Source organism: Pseudomonas sp. PAMC 29040 (assembly GCF_003994535.1).
Lineage (GTDB): Bacteria > Pseudomonadota > Gammaproteobacteria > Pseudomonadales > Pseudomonadaceae > Aquipseudomonas > Aquipseudomonas paraversuta.
Genome location: NZ_RZAA01000008.1, coordinates 89904 through 108078, shown reverse-complemented (window position 1 = coordinate 108078; position 18175 = coordinate 89904). Strand labels below are relative to the sequence as shown.

At 60.9% G+C, this 18175-nt stretch carries 14 protein-coding genes; 12 read left to right on the top strand and 2 right to left on the bottom strand.

The features are described 5' to 3' along the window. The first annotated feature begins 128 nt into the window (after positions 1 to 128). The 5 genes from WG29040_RS15890 (at position 129) to WG29040_RS15870 (ending at position 6886) form a co-directional block, all read left to right on the top strand. Positions 129 to 659, top strand: coding sequence for a 4-vinyl reductase (locus WG29040_RS15890; protein ID WP_004419551.1), 531 nt, complete (start codon positions 129 to 131; stop codon positions 657 to 659). Positions 660 to 674: 15 nt separating this feature from the next. Continuing rightward, positions 675 to 2735, top strand: coding sequence for a dimethylglycine demethylation protein DgcA (dgcA, locus tag WG29040_RS15885; RefSeq protein ID WP_004419549.1), 2061 nt, complete (start codon positions 675 to 677; stop codon positions 2733 to 2735). 125 nt (positions 2736 to 2860) lie between these two features. Beyond that, complete coding sequence (dgcB, locus tag WG29040_RS15880) at positions 2861 to 4804, top strand: dimethylglycine demethylation protein DgcB (RefSeq protein ID WP_127196516.1); 1944 nt, start codon at positions 2861 to 2863, stop codon at positions 4802 to 4804. After that, the gene (locus tag WG29040_RS15875; RefSeq protein ID WP_010656686.1) at positions 4801 to 6012 is read left to right on the top strand and encodes an electron transfer flavoprotein subunit alpha/FixB family protein; all 1212 of its coding nucleotides are present in this window, start codon (positions 4801 to 4803) and stop codon (positions 6010 to 6012) included. The genes dgcB and WG29040_RS15875 overlap by 4 nt, the downstream gene beginning before the upstream one ends. A gap of 103 nt (positions 6013 to 6115) precedes the next feature. Then, positions 6116 to 6886 carry an electron transfer flavoprotein subunit beta gene (locus tag WG29040_RS15870; protein WP_004419540.1) on the top strand — a complete coding sequence of 257 codons (771 nt, stop codon included), beginning with the start codon at positions 6116 to 6118 and terminating at the stop codon, positions 6884 to 6886. Positions 6887 to 7383: 497 nt separating this feature from the next. Here the strand turns inward: WG29040_RS15870 and gbcA are convergent, their stop codons facing one another. After that, positions 7384 to 8676, bottom strand: a complete 1293-nt coding sequence (gbcA, locus tag WG29040_RS15865; RefSeq protein WP_127196544.1) for a glycine-betaine demethylase subunit GbcA — start codon at positions 8674 to 8676, stop codon at positions 7384 to 7386. A gap of 281 nt (positions 8677 to 8957) precedes the next feature. On the opposite strand from gbcA, the gene gbcB reads away from it, so the two are divergent. The 3 genes from gbcB to WG29040_RS15850 all read left to right on the top strand — a co-directional run bounded on the left by gbcB (position 8958) and on the right by WG29040_RS15850 (position 10763). Next, entirely contained in the window at positions 8958 to 10058 is a 1101-nt protein-coding gene (gene gbcB, locus WG29040_RS15860) for a glycine-betaine demethylase subunit GbcB (RefSeq protein WP_004419536.1), read from the top strand. Between the two features lie 181 nt (positions 10059 to 10239). Continuing rightward, entirely contained in the window at positions 10240 to 10464 is a 225-nt protein-coding gene (locus tag WG29040_RS15855) for a hypothetical protein (RefSeq protein WP_004419533.1), read from the top strand. Continuing rightward, positions 10461 to 10763, top strand: coding sequence for a cell division protein ZapA (locus WG29040_RS15850; protein ID WP_004419530.1), 303 nt, complete (start codon positions 10461 to 10463; stop codon positions 10761 to 10763). The genes WG29040_RS15855 and WG29040_RS15850 overlap by 4 nt, the downstream gene beginning before the upstream one ends. Positions 10764 to 10845: 82 nt before the next feature. On the opposite strand, the gene WG29040_RS15845 is transcribed toward WG29040_RS15850, so the two are convergent. Next, entirely contained in the window at positions 10846 to 11889 is a 1044-nt protein-coding gene (locus WG29040_RS15845; protein ID WP_004419528.1) for a low specificity L-threonine aldolase, read from the bottom strand. A 291-nt stretch (positions 11890 to 12180) separates the two neighbouring features. On the opposite strand from WG29040_RS15845, the gene glyA reads away from it, so the two are divergent. The 4 genes from glyA to WG29040_RS15825 are packed head-to-tail and all read left to right on the top strand — an operon-like array spanning position 12181 to position 18068. After that, positions 12181 to 13434, top strand: coding sequence for a serine hydroxymethyltransferase (gene glyA / locus WG29040_RS15840; protein ID WP_127196515.1), 1254 nt, complete (start codon positions 12181 to 12183; stop codon positions 13432 to 13434). 22 nt (positions 13435 to 13456) lie between these two features. Then, complete coding sequence (locus WG29040_RS15835) at positions 13457 to 14707, top strand: sarcosine oxidase subunit beta (RefSeq protein WP_004419522.1); 1251 nt, start codon at positions 13457 to 13459, stop codon at positions 14705 to 14707. A 14-nt stretch (positions 14708 to 14721) separates the two neighbouring features. Then, entirely contained in the window at positions 14722 to 15054 is a 333-nt protein-coding gene (locus WG29040_RS15830; protein ID WP_004419517.1) for a sarcosine oxidase subunit delta, read from the top strand. Beyond that, positions 15051 to 18068 (top strand): sarcosine oxidase subunit alpha, encoded by a 3018-nt coding sequence (locus tag WG29040_RS15825; protein ID WP_004419514.1) that lies wholly within the window; start codon positions 15051 to 15053, stop codon positions 18066 to 18068. Before WG29040_RS15830 ends, WG29040_RS15825 begins: the two co-directional genes overlap by 4 nt. Positions 18069 to 18175 lie beyond the last annotated feature (107 nt).

The window sequence follows — 18175 nt, the reverse complement described above, 5'->3', positions numbered from 1 at the left end:
CGAACAGCTCCTCGTAGTCGCTGCCGAAGGCTGCGATGAGGACTTCTTGAAAAACGGGCTGCTTCGCAACCCTTCGCAGCCTGCGGCAGCGACTACATAGATTTGTTGAATTTCTGGAGTTTTGTTCCATGGCTAAAATCGCCCCGCAATTGCCTATCGAAGTCGACAGTGAAACCGGTGTCTGGACCTCTGACGCCCTGCCCATGCTCTATGTGCCACGGCATTTTTTCGTCAACAACCATATGGGCATCGAGGAGGTGCTGGGTGCTGACGCCTACGCCGAAATTCTCTACAAGGCCGGCTACAAATCCGCCTGGCACTGGTGCGAAAAAGAAGCCGAGTGCCACGGCCTGGAAGGGGTCGCGGTGTTCGAGCACTACATGAAGCGTCTGTCCCAGCGTGGCTGGGGCCTGTTCGAAATCCAGGACATCGACCTCGATAAAGGCACTGCCACCATCAAGCTCGAGCACTCCTGTTTCGTCTACGTGTACGGCAAGGTCGGGCGCAAGGTCGATTACATGTTCACCGGCTGGTTTGCCGGCGCCATGGATCAGATTCTGCAGGCCCGTGGCAGCCACATTCGCACCCGCGCCGAGCAGATTTATAGCGGATCGGAAGAGGGCCACGACCACGGCCTGTTTATCGTCAAGCCATTGTAAGTCGAGGATCGGGATATGGCGTTCGAAGCAATGTTTGAGCCGATTCAAATCGGCAAACTGACCATCCGCAACCGCGTGCTCAGCACTGCCCACGCCGAGGTGTATGCCACCGATGGCGGCATGACCACTGAGCGCTACGTGCAGTACTACGAAGAAAAAGCCAAGGGCGGTATCGGCCTGGCGATTTGCGGGGGGTCATCGGTGGTGGCCATCGACAGCCCCCAGGAGTGGTGGAGTTCGGTCAACCTGAGCACCGACCGCATCATCCCGCACTTCCAGAACCTGGCCGATGCCATGCACAAGCACGGCGCCAAGATCATGATCCAGATAACCCACATGGGCCGCCGCTCACGCTGGGACGGCTTCAACTGGCCGACCCTGATGTCGCCGTCCGGGGTGCGCGAACCGGTGCACCGTGCCACCTGCAAAACCATCGAGCCGGAAGAAATCTGGCGCGTGATCGGCAACTACGCCAGTGCGGCAGGGCGCGCCAAGAAAGGCGGGCTGGACGGGGTCGAACTGTCGGCTGTGCACCAGCACATGATTGACCAGTTCTGGAGCCCGCGGGTCAACAAACGCACTGATGAATGGGGCGGCAGTTTTGAAAACCGCATGCGCTTCGGCCTCGAAGTACTCAAGGCCGTGCGTGCCGAAGTCGGTCCGGATTTCTGCGTCGGCATTCGCCTGTGCGGTGACGAATTTCACCCCGATGGCTTGAGCCACGAGGACATGAAACAAATCGCCAAGTACTACGACGACACCGGCATGCTCGACTTTATCGGCGTGGTCGGCTCGGGCTGTGATACCCACAACACCCTGGCCAACGTGATCCCCAACATGAGTTTTCCACCGGAGCCGTTTCTGCACCTGGCCGCCGGGATCAAGGAAGTGGTCAAGGCCCCGGTGCTGCACGCGCAAAACATCAAGGACCCGAATCAGGCCACGCGGATTCTGGAAGGCGGTTACGTGGACATGGTGGGCATGACCCGTGCCCACATCGCCGACCCGCACCTGATCGCCAAAATCAAAATGGGCCAGATCGACCAGATCAAGCAATGCGTGGGCGCCAACTACTGCATCGACCGCCAGTACCAGGGCCTGGACGTGCTCTGTATCCAGAACGCCGCCACCTCCCGGGAATACATGGGCGTGCCGCATATCATCCAGAAAAGTACCGGGGCCAAACGCAAGGTGGTGATAGTCGGCGCCGGGCCTGCCGGCATGGAGGCGGCGCGGGTAGCCGCGGAACGGGGTCACGACGTGACCCTGTTCGAGAAAAAGGATGTCATCGGCGGGCAAATCACCACCGCCTCCAAAGCCCCGCAACGGGACCAGATGGCCGGCATTACCCGCTGGTTCCAGCTGGAACTGGCGCGCCTGAACGTTGATCTGCGTCTGGGCACCGCGGCAGACCCGGCGACCATTCTCGATCTGCGTCCCGACATCGTGGTGCTGGCCGTGGGCGGGCATCCGTTTGTGGAACAGAACGAACACTGGGGCGCTGCCGAAGGGCTGGTGGTCAGCAGCTGGGACGTGCTCGACGGCAAGGTCGAGCCGGGCAAGAACGTGCTGGTGTACGACACCATCTGCGAGTTTACCGGCATGTCCGTCGCCGACTTCATGGCCGACAAAGGTGCCCAGGTCGAGATCGTGACCGACGACACCAAGCCCGGGGTGGCGATTGGCGGCACCTCATTCCCCACCTACTACCGCAGCCTGTACCCCAAGGAAGTGATCATGACCGGGGACATGATGCTGGAGAAGGTCTACCGCGAAGGCGACAAGCTGATTGCCGTTCTGGAGAACGAATACACCGGCGCCAGGGAGGAGCGGGTGGTGGACCAGGTGGTGATCGAGAATGGCGTGCGTCCGGATGAAGAATTGTACTACGGGCTTAAACCGGACTCGCGCAACAAGGGCCAGATCGACGTCGAAGCGCTGTTTGCGATCAAGCCGCAACCGTGCCTGAGCGAACCGGGGGACGGTTACCTGCTGTTCCGCATCGGTGACTGCGTGGCCCAGCGCAACGTACATGCCGCGATCTATGACGCACTCAGGTTGTGCAAGGATTTCTAAGCACGTGTGAATAACTCCGGGAGCTGGCTTGCCGGCGATGAGGCATAGGCAATTGCCAGCAACATCGCCGGCAAGCCGGCTCCCACAGGATTTGCGCAACCCCTGAGGTCTTCGGGAGCTTCACCATGCTCAATATTGTTCTCCCAGTTCTGTTATTCGCTGCCCTCGGTCTGGCCGTCATCGGCGCCGTGCGGCGGATGCATATGTGGCGTAGTGGCCGCCCGGCCAGGGTCGATCTGCTCGCTGGCCTGCTGGCCATGCCCCGGCGTTATATGGTTGATCTGCACCACGTGGTCGCCCGTGACAAGTACATGGCCAATACCCACGTTGCCACTGCCGGGGGTTTTGTACTGGCGGCGTTGCTGGCGATTCTGGTGCATGGCCTGGGGCTGCATAACCGCATCCTCGGATACGCCCTGCTGGTGGCCACGGCGCTGATGTTTGTCGGCGCGCTCTTTGTGTTCAAACGTCGCCTCAATCCACCGGCCCGCCTGTCCAAAGGCCCGTGGATGCGGCTGCCAAAAAGCCTGCTGGCATTTTCGCTGAGCTTTTTTATCCTCACCTTGCCGGTCGCCGGTTTGCTGCCCCAGGACTTTGGCGGCTGGTTGCTGGCAACCCTGCTGGGGGTGGGAGTGCTGTGGGGCGTGGCGGAGCTGTTCTTCGGCATGACCTGGGGCGGGCCGATGAAGCACGCCTTCGCCGGGGCTTTGCACCTGGCCTGGCATCGGCGCGCCGAGCGCTTTGGCGGTGGCCGTTCTACCGGCTTGATGCCTTTGGACCTGGATGATCGCAGCGCGCCCCTGGGGGTGGAAAAACCCAAGGACTTCACCTGGAACCAGCTGCTGGGTTTTGACGCCTGCGTGCAATGCGGCAAGTGCGAAGCGGCGTGCCCGGCCTACGCTGCGGGCCAGCCGTTGAACCCGAAGAAACTGATTCAGGACATGGTGGTGGGGCTTGCGGGCGGTACCGATGCGCACTTTGCCGGCAGCCCGTACCCGGGCAAACCCGTTGGTGAACATGGCGGCAACCCGCATCAACCCATAGTTGACGGCCTGGTGGATGCAGACACCCTGTGGTCCTGCACCACCTGCCGTGCCTGTGTTGAGGAGTGCCCGATGATGATCGAGCACGTGGATGCCATCGTCGACATGCGCCGCTTTCTGACCCTGGAAAAAGGTGCAACCCCGAACAACGGCGCTCAGGTGCTGGACAACCTGATCGCCACCGACAACCCCGGCGGTTTTGCACCGGGCGGGCGGATGAACTGGGCTGCAGACCTGAATCTTGATCTGATGCGCGATAAACCCTCGGCGGACGTGCTGTTCTGGGTCGGTGATGGCGCCTTCGACATGCGTAACCAACGCACCCTGCGGGCATTCGTCAAGGTACTGAAAGCCGCCGGGGTCGATTTCGCGGTACTGGGGCTCGAAGAGCGCGACAGCGGTGACGTGGCCCGGCGTCTGGGCGACGAAGCGACCTTTCAGGCGCTGGCCCGACGTAATATCCAGACCCTGGGGCAATACCGTTTCAAACGCATCGTGACCTGCGATCCCCACAGTTTCCACGTACTGAAAAATGAATATGGCGCCTTTGGCGGTGAGTACCTGGTGCAACATCACAGCACTTACATGGCCGAACTGATCGACCTGGGCGCTCTTGCCCTGAACGCGGATACGGGCGGCAGCGTGACCTATCACGACCCCTGTTATCTGGGGCGTTACAACGGCGAATACGAGGCTCCCCGCGCGGTATTGCGCGCGCTGGGCATTGAAGTCAAAGAAATGCAGCGCTCGGGCTTTCGCTCACGCTGCTGTGGCGGCGGCGGCGGCGCCCCCATTACTGACATCCCCGGCAAACAACGGATTCCCGACATGCGCATGGGCGACATCCGCGAGACCGGCGCCGAGCGTGTGGCGGTAGGGTGCCCGCAATGCACGGCCATGCTCGAAGGCGTGGTCGAGCCGCGGCCGCTGATCAAGGACATTGCCGAACTGGTGGCTGAAGCTCTGATTGAACCGATCGTGCCCGCCAAAGCGCCCAGCCGCGCAGCCCCGGAGGTGATGGTATGAGTGACATTATCCGCCGCGACCCGCGGGCCGAGTGGATCGCCCGCAACCGCCTGCACCCGCTGCATGCCGCCATGCAGCCGGCATCCGCCAGCTGGATGGGGCCCAACGGGGTGCTGCGCAAAAATGTACATGGGCTGGGTTTTATCGGCCCCAACGGCATCAAGCGGATTGATCGCAGTGGCGCGCAACAGGGCGGCACGGTCAAACGCGCGGCCAGTGAACAAGTGCAATTGCCGCTGCATCAGGTGCCGGCGCCGGCGTTTTATATCTGCGTGGTACCGGATATGGCCGGTGGCCGCCTCGCCAGTCACGACCGCGACGTGCTTGGCCTGGCCCGGCAACTGGCGGGCAGCGACGGCGCGGTGCTGGCAGTGGTGTTTGGCGAGTGCAAAGAAACGGCCTTTGCCAGGGCCGGGGTAGACCGTTTGTTGTTACTGGACAGCGAAGGTTATGCACCGGAGCAACGGGTTCACGATTTACGGGCTGTGGATAACCAGTTCGCGCCCAGACACTGGTTGCTGCCCGACAGCCGCAATGGCGGTGCAGAACTGGGCCGTCGTCTGGCTGCGAGCCTGGGCCAGCGCCCGGCCACCCGGGTGTGGCAAATCAAGGACGGAACCTGTCTGGGACGAGCCGGGGCCGGCTTGCAGGATCTGGCGCAGCCGTTGCCACGGTTGATCCTGGCCGCTGCCGAGTGCGCCGAGCCGGTCAGCGAAACCCTGCATGAGGCATTGCCTGTGCAGTTATCCACAGATGCGCCGCGTTGCCTGCCCCGGATTGAAGACCTGGGTGCGGTTGCGGTGGATCCTGCGGCGACGCCCATGGCAGAGGCCGAGTTTATCCTCAGCGGCGGTAACGGGATCAAGGACTGGGGACTTTTCCACAGGGCTGCAGCAGCGCTGGGGGCCACCGAAGGCGCGTCACGGGTGGCGGTGGATGACGGCTTTATGGGGCGTGAGCGTCAGGTCGGGGCCAGCGGTACCTGGGTTACCGCCCGGGTCTATGTTGCGGTCGGCATCAGCGGCGCGATCCAGCATCTGCAAGGGATTGGCGGGTGCGACAAGGTGGTGGCGATCAACCTTGATCCGGGTTGCGACATGATCAAGCGCGCTGATCTTTCGGTGATTGGTGACGGTGCGGCAATTTTGCAGGCGTTGATTGCGGCTGTGGATAACTGGCGCAAGAGCGCCAGGCGCGATGCCGCCTGATTGTCCTGAACCCCTGTAGGAGCGAGCTTGTCTCGCGAGCTTTTAAACAGATCGCGAGGCGAGCTCGCTCCTACAGTCTGTTTACAGTTTTGGAGATTCGCTTATGACCATTGCCACCGTTGCACTGGTTTCAATCGGCGCCCACCCGGCTTCCGGCCGGGCCCGCCGCGCTGAACAGGATGCCCGGGCTGTCGAGCTCGGCCTGCAACTGGCTGGGGATAACCTGCATGTACTGCATGCGGGCAACCCCCATGAGCCGGCGCTACGCGCGTATCTGGGCATGGGCCTGGAGGAGCTTCACGTACTTGAGCAGGCGCACGGGGCCGATGCGCTGCCGGTATTGCGCGACTACATCCGCGAAGCCGGGGTGCAGGTGGTACTCGCGGGCAGCCAGGCGGAAACCGGCGAAGGCTCGGGCATGTTGCCGTATCTGCTGGCCGAGCAACTGGGCTGGCCGCTGGTGGTGGGGGTGGCTCAGGTTGAATCTATCCACAACGGTGTCGCGCTGGTGTTGCAGGGATTGCCCCGTGGTCAGCGGCGCCGGCTCAAGGTGCGCCTGCCGTTCATGGCCACTGTGGATAACGCTGCCCCCAAGGCCCGCCAAAGTGCCTATGGCCCGGCTACCCGTGGGGTGGTGGATGCCGAAGTGGTTGAGGTGATTGTTGATGAGTTATCCACAGTGGGTGCTTTCCAGCCCGCCAGACCCCGGCCAAAGCGTCTCAAAGTGATCAGGGCCAAAAGTGCCGCCGACCGTATGAAAGCAGCCACAGCCAAGGCCACTGGTGGTAGCGGTCAAATACTCAAAGGCTTGAGCAGCGAAGAGGGGGCACAGGCGATTTTGAAGTTATTGATCGAAGAAGGCGTGGTGCGCTGAGTTGCCCACAAAGTCTGTTAGCGCTTATGTGGATAAGTTGTTTGCTGTCGGCTAAGCGCTATACGGATCAAGGCTTACAGGCTTCTGATCAAAAAACACTCAATTGCCCCGGTTATCCACTGTTCGACACTCAAACCCTTTAAAAATCGGGACTTTAAAGGGTTTTCCACAGTAATGGGGGGCGGTGCATAAGTTGCGCACAATCTCTGTTGGCGGATATGTGGATAAGGTGTTTGCGGTTGCTTGCAGGCCACGTATCCCGTGGTCTGTAAGGTTTTGTACAAAAAATAGCCAATCACTGTTTTCGGGATAACTTACCCACTTCCCCACAATTGCTGTGGGTGTGACTGTGGATAAGATGTTGGTGAAGGGCTGCGGGCCTTTGATTGTATGGGGTGTAGCCATCTGGTCAAAAAATAGCCAGTAGGAGCGAGCTTGCCTCGCGAGATTTCAACAGCTCGCGAGGCAAGCTCGCTCCTACAGGTTTGGTCGGACGGTTACTGGGCGAGCACACCTGTGAGGTAGGGCGCCGGCTCCGCGCCCAGATTGCTCAACAGGCGCTCGCTGTACCAGTCGACGAAGTTGACCACGCCGAACTCATAGGTTTGTGAGTATGGCCCCGGCTGATAGGCCACGGAGTTGATGCCGCGCTGGTTCTCTTCAGCCAGGCGCCGGTCCTGGTTGTTGGTGGCGTCCCACACGTTGCGCATGCGCTCCACGTCGTAGTCCACGCCTTCTACTGCATCCTTGTGCACCAGCCACTTGGTGGTGACCATGGTTTCCTGGGCGCTGATCGGCCACACGGTAAAGACGATGATGTGGTCGCCCATGCAGTGGTTCCACGAGTGCGGCAGGTGCAGGATGCGCATCGAGCCCAGGTCCGGGTTTTTAATCCGCCCCATGAGTTTTGCGCAGCCCTGTTTGCCATCCAGGGTCATCGATACCGTGCCCTTGAGCAGCGGCATGCGCACGATGCGGTTGCGCAGGCCGAAGCTGGCGTGGGCGTAGGGGATTTTTTCCGCATCCCAGGCCGCTGCCGAAGCCGCCACATGGTCCTTGAAGGCCTGATCGGCCCGGGGATCGGTGACGTCGTCCCATTCCAGCAGGGTTTTCAGCAGCTCCGGGTGGGACGCGTTGCAGTGATAACACTCGCGGTTGTTTTCCAGCACCAGCTTCCAGTTGGCCTTTTCCACCAGGGTGGTATGAATCGCCACCTTGGTGTTTTCCATGTCGTAGGGTTCCATGTAGTGGTTCAGGGTGGCCAGGAACTCGTCGATTGCGGGCGGGTTTTCGGCCAGGCTGATAAAGATGTAGCCACCTGCGGTTTTCACATTCACCGGCTTGAGGCCGTATTGCTTCATGTCAAAGTCGGCGCCCATCTCGGTGCCGGCAAACAGCAGGCGGCCATCGAGCTCATAGGTCCACTGGTGGTAATGGCACACCAGCTTGGCAACCTTGCCCTTCTCGGAAGTGCATAGCCGCGAGCCGCGATGCCGGCATACGTTATGGAATGCATGGACCTGACCCTCGGCACCGCGAATCACGATGATCGGGTTGTTGCCCACTTGCAGCGTCAGATAATTACCCTTGGTCGGGATCTCGCAGGTCATGCCTGCAATCAGCCACTCCTTCTGAAAGATCTCCTGCATGTCGATTTCGAACAGGCGCTCGTCGTTATAAAACGGCTGCGGCAGCGAAAAAGTACGCTCACGGCTCTGCAACATCTCGGCGGTGGCCTTGCGTGCGGGTTCCAGTGGATCGCCCAGGCTCAGGGTTGCGGTGATGTCCATCGTTGTAATCCTCATGGCCATTCTATGTGGCCGAAAGTAGCTGCTCAGGGGTGCGACGCAAGGCAAAGCAATTAACGCTATCAGTGGCGCTGAGTGTGCGTTCCGGCCGGGCCGATGCCATATCTGCGGGCGACATGGCCCAATCTGTTCCCGACGCGCCAGCCCCTGTTTCAAGGGGCTGGTCGCGATAAGTATGTGAATGTCGCGAATAGGTAAATGGCCGCCCCGGGGCATGCGCAGAATCGCCAGCAAGAGGCCGGTTGTCGGCCGTGGAGAAGCCCATGTCCAACAGCTTTCTGAATCCGGTAACCACCCAGACCTGGGCCAACGGCCGACACATCGTGCGCTGCGTCAAAGTGATTCAGGAAACCTGGGATGTGCGCACCTTCTGCTTTATGGCTGACCAGCCGATTCTGTTCTTTTTCAAGCCGGGGCAGTTCGTGACCCTGGAGCTGGAAATCGACGGCGATCCGGTGATGCGCTCGTACACCATTTCCAGTTCGCCTTCGGTGCCGTACAGCTTTTCGGTGACCATCAAGCGCGTGCCGGGTGGGCGCGTCTCCAACTGGCTGCACGACACCTTGAGTGAGGGCCAGGAGCTGGCGGTACACGGCCCGGTCGGGCTGTTCAACGCCATCGACGCGCCGAGCCCCAAGGTGCTGTATCTGAGCGGCGGGGTCGGCATTACCCCGGTGATGTCCATGGCGCGCTGGTTTTACGACACCAACGCCAATGTCGACATGGTGTTTATCCACAGCGCCCGTTCACCGAAAGACATCATTTATCACCGCGAGCTGGAGCACATGGCTTCGCGCATCGACAACTTCAGCCTGCACCTGATCTGCGAGAAGCACGGCCTGGGCGAGCCCTGGGCCGGCTACCGCGGCTATTTGAATCACAAGATGCTGGAGCTGATGGCGCCCGACTTCATGGAGCGCGAAGTGTTCTGTTGCGGCCCCACGCCTTACATGAGCGCGGTCAAGCGGCTGCTGGAAGCCAACGGTTTTGACATGAGCCGGTACCACGAAGAGTCTTTTGGTGCGACCCCGCCCGAGGCCCGGGCCGATGCGGTGGAGCAGGCCGAACAGGCGGCAGATGCGCCGGAGCTGGATCTGGCGGACCTCAACCAGGTGGAGTTCACCGCGTCGGGCAAAAGTATCCGCGTGGGCCCGGCCGAAACCGTACACGCTGCGGCAGCCAAGCTGGGGCTGTTGATTCCCAAAGCCTGCGGCATGGGCATTTGTGGCACGTGCAAGGTGTTGAAGCTGGGCGGCGAAGTCGAGATGGAGCACAACGGCGGCATCACTGACGAAGACGTGGCAGAAGGCTACATCTTGTCTTGCTGCAGCGTACCCAAGGGCGATGTGCGGATTGAATTCTGATACCTGTAGGAGCGAGCTTTTTAAAACCACAGCTCGCTCCCACAGTGGGTGTTTGGGGGAGGACGGGAACAAAGATTGGAAACCACAGTCTTTAGGGGGCTTAAAGGCCGGTTGCCGCTAGCTTAGCCGGTGACTTTTCTTTATCGTACGCGCCCTCTGAAAACAGCTTGAGATCACCACCATGATGGAATCATCCCTTAGCAAACTGGAACAACTGGTCAGCGACCTGGTTCAACAAAAGCAGGAGCTGTTGGACACCAACGCTGCGCTGAACGCTGAACTGGCCCAGGCCAAAGACGACAACGAAAGCCTGCAACTGAGCCTGATGGAACAGGAAGAGAAGCAAGGTGCAACCGCTGCACGCATCCAGGCACTGGTTGAACGTGCGAGCACTGTCAGCGCATGAGCGAAGACAGAGACGGAATAAAAGTCGTCTCGATTCTGGGCAACGACTATTCGATCAAGGCGCCTGTGGGGGAGCTGCAAACCCTGGTGGCCGCATCGGTGATGTTGAACACTGCCTTGGCCGATACGAAAAGAAAGTACCCGAGCTTGATCGGGGACAAGTTGCTGGTGCTGGCCGCGTTGAATCTGTGTTCACAACAGATTGAACTCAAACAGCAGCACAAACAGGAAATCGACCGTTATCAAGAGCAAGTCAGCGCCACGGTCGAAGTGATTGAGCGGACTCTCGGGCAATCCTGAGTCTCGCAAAAAACAATCATCTTCTGTGGGCGCGAGCTTGTTCGTGAGCTGTTAGAAGCTCGCGAGCAAGCTCGCCCCTGCATTAATTTGCGCCCATCACTTCGCGGATATCCGCAGCCAGTTCCCGCACCCGCGCCTCTTCGGTGTCCCACGAGCACATGAAGCGTGCGCCGCCCTTGCCGATAAAGGTGTAAAAGCGCCAGCCCCTGGCTGTCAGCGCTGCCACAGCCGGTTCCGACAGTTGCAGGAACACGCCGTTGGCTTCCACCGGAAACATCAGCTCAACCCCCGGAATGTCACTGACCAGCTGGCTCAGCAATTGTGCGCAGTGGTTGGCGTGGCGTGAATGTTTGAGCCAGGCGTCGTTTTCCAGCAAGCCGACCCAGGGGGCTGACAGAAAACGCATTTTCGACGCCAGTTGCCCGGCCTGTTTGCAGCGATAGTCAAAATCCACTGCCAGGGCGTGATCAAAGAACAGAATCGCTTCGCCCACCGCCATGCCGTTTTTGGTCCCGCCAAAGCACAGCACATCAACCCCGGCCTTCCAGCTCAGTTCCGCAGGCGTGCACCCCAGAAACGCGCAGGCGTTGGAGAAGCGGGCGCCGTCCATGTGCAACAGCAGGCCCAGCTCCTTGCAGGTAGCGCTGATGGCGCGGATTTCTTCCGGGCGATACACGCTGCCGACTTCGGTGGCCTGGGTGATGGTGACGACCCGCGGCTTGGGGTAGTGAATGTCTTTGCGCTTGAGGGCGATTTCGCGGATCGACTCGGGGGTGATCTTGCCGTTTTCAGTACGGGCGAGCAGCAGCTTGGAACCGTTGGAGAAGAACTCAGGGGCGCCGCATTCGTCGGTTTCGACGTGGGCGGTCTCGGAGCAGATCACGCTGTGGAAACTCTGGCACAACGACGACAGGGCCAATGAGTTGGCAGCGGTGCCGTTGAAGGCGAAGTACACCTCGCAATCGGTTTCAAACAGTTTGCGGAAATCGTTGGCGGCGCGCAGCGTCCACTCGTCATCACCATAGGAACGCTGGTGGCCGTGGTTGGCCAGCTCCATGGTGGCCCAGACTTCGGGACAGATACCGGAGTAGTTGTCGCTGGCGAATTGTTGGCTCTTGTCAGTCATTTCCCGGTTCCATGGTCGAAGATCGTGCTGCACTTTATCCAAGAATCCGGCGGGTGCACAGAATGCTCGACAGACTTCTTGTGGGAGCCGGCTTGCCGGCGATGGCAGATCAGGTATCGCCGGCAAGCCGGCTCCCACAGGGCATGAGTGATACCCGCTTTTGTCCCATGTCGTAAACGCACCTTTGTGTGGCGTCCATAGGCATTTGATCCGGGGGCGCCAGCTCTACCATCTGGCTCAAAGGGCAAGCCCTAACCGAGACCAAAGGCGCGCTGGCGCTGGGAGAACGCAATGTTCAGCAAGCAGGATCAGATTCAGGGCTACGACGATGCCTTGTTAGCGGCCATGAATGCCGAAGACCAGCGTCAGGAAGATCACATCGAACTGATTGCCTCCGAGAACTACACCAGTCGGCGCGTGATGCAAGCCCAGGGCAGCGGCCTGACCAACAAGTACGCCGAAGGCTACCCCGGCAAGCGTTATTACGGCGGCTGCGAGCATGTGGATAAAGTCGAGCAGCTGGCCATCGACCGTGCCAAACAACTGTTCGGTGCCGATTACGCCAACGTGCAACCGCACTCCGGCAGCCAGGCCAACGCAGCGGTGTATCTGGCGTTGCTCAATGCCGGGGACACCGTGCTGGGCATGAGCCTGGCCCACGGCGGTCATTTGACCCACGGCGCCAGCGTGAGTTTTTCCGGCAAGTTGTACAACGCCGTGCAATACGGCATCGACACCGCCACGGGCCTGATCGACTACGACGAAGTCGAGCGTCTGGCCGTCGAGCACCAGCCGAAGATGATCATTGCCGGGTTCTCGGCTTACTCCAAATTTCTCGATTTTCCGCGCTTCCGGCAGATCGCCGACAAGGTAGGGGCTTACCTGTTTGTCGACATGGCCCACGTGGCCGGCCTGGTGGCGGCGGGCCTGTACCCGAACCCGCTGCCGTACGCTGACGTTGTGACCACCACCACCCACAAAACCCTGCGCGGGCCACGTGGCGGTCTGATTCTGGCCAGGGCCAACGAAGCGCTGGAGAAAAAATTCAACTCGGCGGTGTTCCCCGGCGGCCAGGGCGGGCCGTTGATGCACGTGATCGCCGCCAAGGCCGTGTGTTTCAAGGAAGCCCTGGAACCCGGCTTCAAAGCCTATCAACAACAGGTGATCGACAACGCCCGGGCGATGGCCGAGGTGTTTGTGAAGCGCGGTTACGACGTGGTTTCGGGCGGCACCGACAATCACCTGTTTCTGCTCAGCCTGATCCGTCAGGGCCTGACCGGCAAAGACGCCGATGCAGCCCTGGGCCGGGCCCATATCACGGTCAACAAAAACGCCGTGCCCAACGATCCGCAATCCCCCTTCGTGACTTCGGGCCTGCGCATCGGTACCCCGGCGGTCACCACCCGCGGTTTCAAAGTGGCGCAATGTACGGAGCTGGCCGGCTGGATCTGCGACATCCTCGATCACCTCGGCGATGCCGATATCGAGGCTGATGTGGCGCGCCAGGTAACGGCACTGTGCAAAGACTTCCCGGTTTATCGCTGAGCGCGGTTTTGGAGTAATCCCTATGCAACGGTATTCAGGCTTCGGCCTCTTCAAACACTCCCTCAGCCACCACGAAAACTGGCAGAAGATGTGGCGCACGCCGACCCCGAAAAAGGTTTACGACGTGATCATTGTCGGCGGTGGCGGCCACGGCCTGGCCACTGCTTACTATCTGGCCAAGGAGCACGGCATTACCAATGTAGCGGTGGTGGAAAAGGGCTGGCTGGGGGGTGGCAACACGGCGCGCAACACCACCATCGTGCGTTCCAACTATTTGTGGGACGAGTCGGCGCATCTCTACGAGCACGCGATGAAGCTGTGGGAAGGCCTGTCCCAGGATCTGAACTACAACGTCATGTTCTCCCAGCGCGGGGTATACAACCTGTGCCATACCCTGCAAGACATCCGCGATTCCGAGCGCCGGGTTAGCGCCAACCGCCTCAACGGGGTGGACGGCGAGTTGCTGAATGCGAAACAGGTGGCAGACGAAATTCCGTATCTGGACTGTTCAAAAAACACCCGCTACCCGGTGATGGGCGCCACCGTGCAACGACGTGGCGGCGTGGCCCGGCATGACGCCGTGGCCTGGGGCTTTGCCCGGGCCGCCGATGCGCTGGGGGTGGACTTGATCCAGCAAACCGAAGTACTGGGCTTTCGCAAGGAAAACGGGGTGTGCATCGGCGTCGAAACCAGTAAAGGTTTTATCGGTGCCAAGCGCGTAGGCGTGGTCACGGCCGGTAATTCCGGGCACATGGCACGCCAGGCCGGCTTCCGTCTGCCGATTGAATCGCACCCGCTGCAGGCACTGGTGTCGGAGCCGATCAAGCCGATTATCGACAGCGTGATCATGTCCAACGCCGTGCACGGCTATATCAGCCAGTCCGACAAGGGCGACCTGGTGATCGGTGCCGGTATCGACGGCTACAACGGCTATGGCCAGCGCGGCTCGTACCCGGTGATCGAACACACCATTCAGGCCATCGTCGAGATGTTCCCGGTGTTGTCCCGGGTGCGCATGAACCGCCAGTGGGGCGGCATCGTCGATACCACGCCGGACGCCTGCCCGATCATCTCCAAGACCCCGGTGCCGAACCTGTTCTTCAACTGCGGTTGGGGCACGGGCGGGTTCAAGGCTACACCGGGCTCGGGCAACGTGTTTGCCGCCAGCCTGGCCAAAGGCGAAATGCACCCGCTGGCTGCCCCGTTTTCCATTGACCGGTTCCACAACGGCGCCCTGATCGACGAACACGGCGCTGCCGCTGTCGCCCACTAACAGGAGAATCACCCATGTTGCACATCTTCTGTCCCCATTGCGGCGAGCTGCGTTCCGAAGAGGAATTTCACGCCAGTGGCCAGGCCCACATTCCGCGTCCGCTCGACCCTGGCACCTGCACCGATGCCGAGTGGGGCGACTACATGTTCTTTCGCGACAACCCCCGTGGCCTGCACCACGAGTTGTGGAACCACGTGGCCGGCTGTCGCCAGTTTTTCAACGCGACCCGCAATACCCTGACCTATGAAATTCTTGAAACCTACCTGATCGGCAGCAAGCCGCAGTTCACCGAACAGGCTGCACCACTGACCACCACGGCCACTCGCGAGCTGGGAGAAAAGGTATGAGCCAGACCCACCGCTTGCCTAACGGCGGCCGCGTCGATCGCAACAAAGTGCTGACCTTCACCTTTAACGGGCAACAGTACAAAGGCTACGAAGGCGACAGTCTGGCCGCTGCCTTGCTGGCCAACGGCGTCGACGTGATCGGTCGCAGCTTTAAATATTCCCGGCCGCGGGGCATTTTTGCCGCCGGTGCCGAAGAGCCCAATGCGGTGCTGCAAATCGGCGCCACCGAAGCCACCCAGATCCCCAACGTGCGCGCCACACAACAGGCGCTGTATCAAGGGCTGGTGGCCACCAGCACCAACGGCTGGCCCAACGTCAACAATGACGTGATGGGGATTTTGGGCAAGGTTGGCGGCAAGCTGATGCCGCCCGGCTTTTACTACAAAACCTTCATGTACCCGCAGTCGTTCTGGATGACTTACGAGAAATACATCCGCAAGGCGGCGGGGCTGGGGCGTTCGCCAACCCAGAACGACCCCGATACCTACGACTACATGAACCACCATTGCGATGTGCTGATCGTCGGTGCCGGCCCGGCCGGACTGGCCGCCGCCCTGGCAGCAGCGCGCAGCGGCGCACGGGTGATAGTGGCCGATGAACAGGAAGAGTTCGGCGGCAGCCTGCTGGACAGCCGCGAAAGCCTGGACGGCAAACCGGCGATGGAGTGGGTAGCCGGGGTGATTGCGGCCCTCAAGGCGCTGCCGGACGTGTTGCTGCTGCCACGGGCCACGGTGAACGGCTATCACGACCACAATTTCCTGACCATTCACGAGCGCCTTACCGACCACCTTGGCGACCGCGCACCCATCGGCCAGGTGCGTCAGCGCATCCATCGGGTACGGGCCAAACGCGTGGTGCTGGCCACCGGCGCCTGCGAGCGGCCGCTGGTGTATGGCAACAACGACGTGCCGGGCAATATGCTTGCGGGTGCGGTGTCGACCTATGTGCGCCGCTACGGCGTGGCTCCGGGCAAAAAACTGGTGCTGAGCACCAACAACGACCATGCCTACCGCGTGGCGCTGGACTGGCTCGACGCCAGTCAGCAAGTGGTGGCCATTGCCGATGCCCGCAGCAATCCCCGCGGTGCACTGGTCGAAGAGGCACGGGCCAAGGGCATCCGGATTCTGACCGGCAGCGCGGTGATCGAAACCCGCGGCAGCAAACATGTAACCGGTGCCCGTGTGGCGGCGATTGACCTTAAACAGCACAGCGTCGCCAGCCCTGGCGAATGGCTGGAGTGTGATCTGGTTGCGACCTCCGGCGGCTACAGCCCGGTGGTGCACCTGGCCTCGCACCTGGGTGGCAAGCCGACCTGGCGTGAAGACATTCTCGGCTTTGTTCCCGGCGAAGCGCCGCAGAAACGCGTCTGCGTGGGCGGCATCAATGGCGTCTACAAGCTCGGCGACAGCCTGGCCGATGGCTTTGAAGGAGGCGTGCGGGCGGCCAGTGAAGCTGGTTTCAAACCGGTTGAGGGCGTGTTGCCCAAAGCCCTGAACCATCATGAAGAAGCCACCCTGGCGCTGTTTCAGGTGCCCCACGAAAAAGCCACTGCACGGGCGCCGAAGCAATTCGTCGACCTGCAAAACGACGTCACTGCAGCGGCCATTGAACTGGCCACCCGTGAAGGCTTCGAGTCGGTGGAACACGTCAAACGCTACACCGCCCTGGGTTTTGGCACTGACCAGGGCAAGCTGGGCAACGTCAACGGGCTGGCCATTGCGGCGCGTTCGCTGAACGTGACCATCCCGCAAATGGGCACCACCATGTTCCGCCCCAACTACACGCCGGTCACATTCGGCGCGGTGGCGGGCCGCCATTGCGGGCACATCTTCGAGCCGGTGCGCTACACCGCGCTGCAGAGCTGGCACGTCAAGCAAGGTGCCGAATTTGAAGACGTCGGCCAGTGGAAGCGCCCGTGGTACTTCCCGCGCAATGGCGAAGATCTGCACGCGGCCGTCAAGCGCGAGTGCCAGGCGGTGCGTGACAGCGTCGGCATTCTGGATGCTTCCACCCTCGGCAAAATCGACATTCAGGGCCCGGATGCCCGGGAGTTCCTCAACCGCATCTACACCAACGCCTGGACCAAGCTCGATGTGGGCAAGGCCCGCTACGGCCTGATGTGCAAAGAAGACGGCATGGTGTTCGACGATGGCGTGACCGCCTGCCTGGCCGACAACCATTTTGTGATGACCACCACCACCGGCGGTGCGGCCCGGGTACTGCAATGGCTGGAGATCTATCAACAGACCGAGTGGCCGGAGCTGAAGGTGTACTTCACCTCGGTCACCGACCATTACGCGACCCTGACCCTGTCCGGCCCCAACAGCCGCAAGCTGCTGAGCGAAGTGACCGACATCGACCTGGACCGTGAAGCTTTCCCGTTCATGACCTGGAAGGAAGGTCTGGTGGGCGGCGTACCGGCGCGGGTGTTCCGTATCTCGTTCACCGGCGAGCTGTCGTATGAAGTCAACATCCAGGCTGACTACGCCATGGGCGTGCTGGAAAAAATTGTCGAGGCGGGCAAGCAGTACAACCTCACCCCGTATGGCACCGAGACCATGCACGTGCTGCGGGCCGAGAAGGGTTTCATCATCGTCGGTCAGGACACCGACGGTTCCATGACCCCTGACGACCTGAACATGGGCTGGTGTGTGGGCCGCACCAAGGCATTTTCATGGATCGGCTGGCGCGGGATGAACCGTGAAGACTGTGTGCGTGATCAGCGCAAACAACTGGTGGGCCTCAAGCCGGTGGACCCGACCAAATGGCTGCCTGAAGGCGCACAGCTGGTGTTCGACACCAAGCAGGCGATCCCGATGAGCATGGTCGGTCATGTGACCTCCAGCTACACCTGCGGCTCGCTGGGTTACTCGTTTGCCATGGGCGTGGTCAAAGGCGGCCTCAAGCGCATGGGCGAGCGGGTGTTCGCACCGTTGGCGGACGGCAGCGTGATCGAGGCTGAAATCGTGTCTTCGGTGTTCTTCGACCCCAAGGGCGAACGGCAGAATATTTGAATCAAGACCATCGCTGGCAAGCCAGCTCCCACATGGGTTGCAGTGCAAGTGTGGGAGCTGGCTTGCCAGCGATAGCGGTCGATCCTACATAACATTGCGAACGGGTG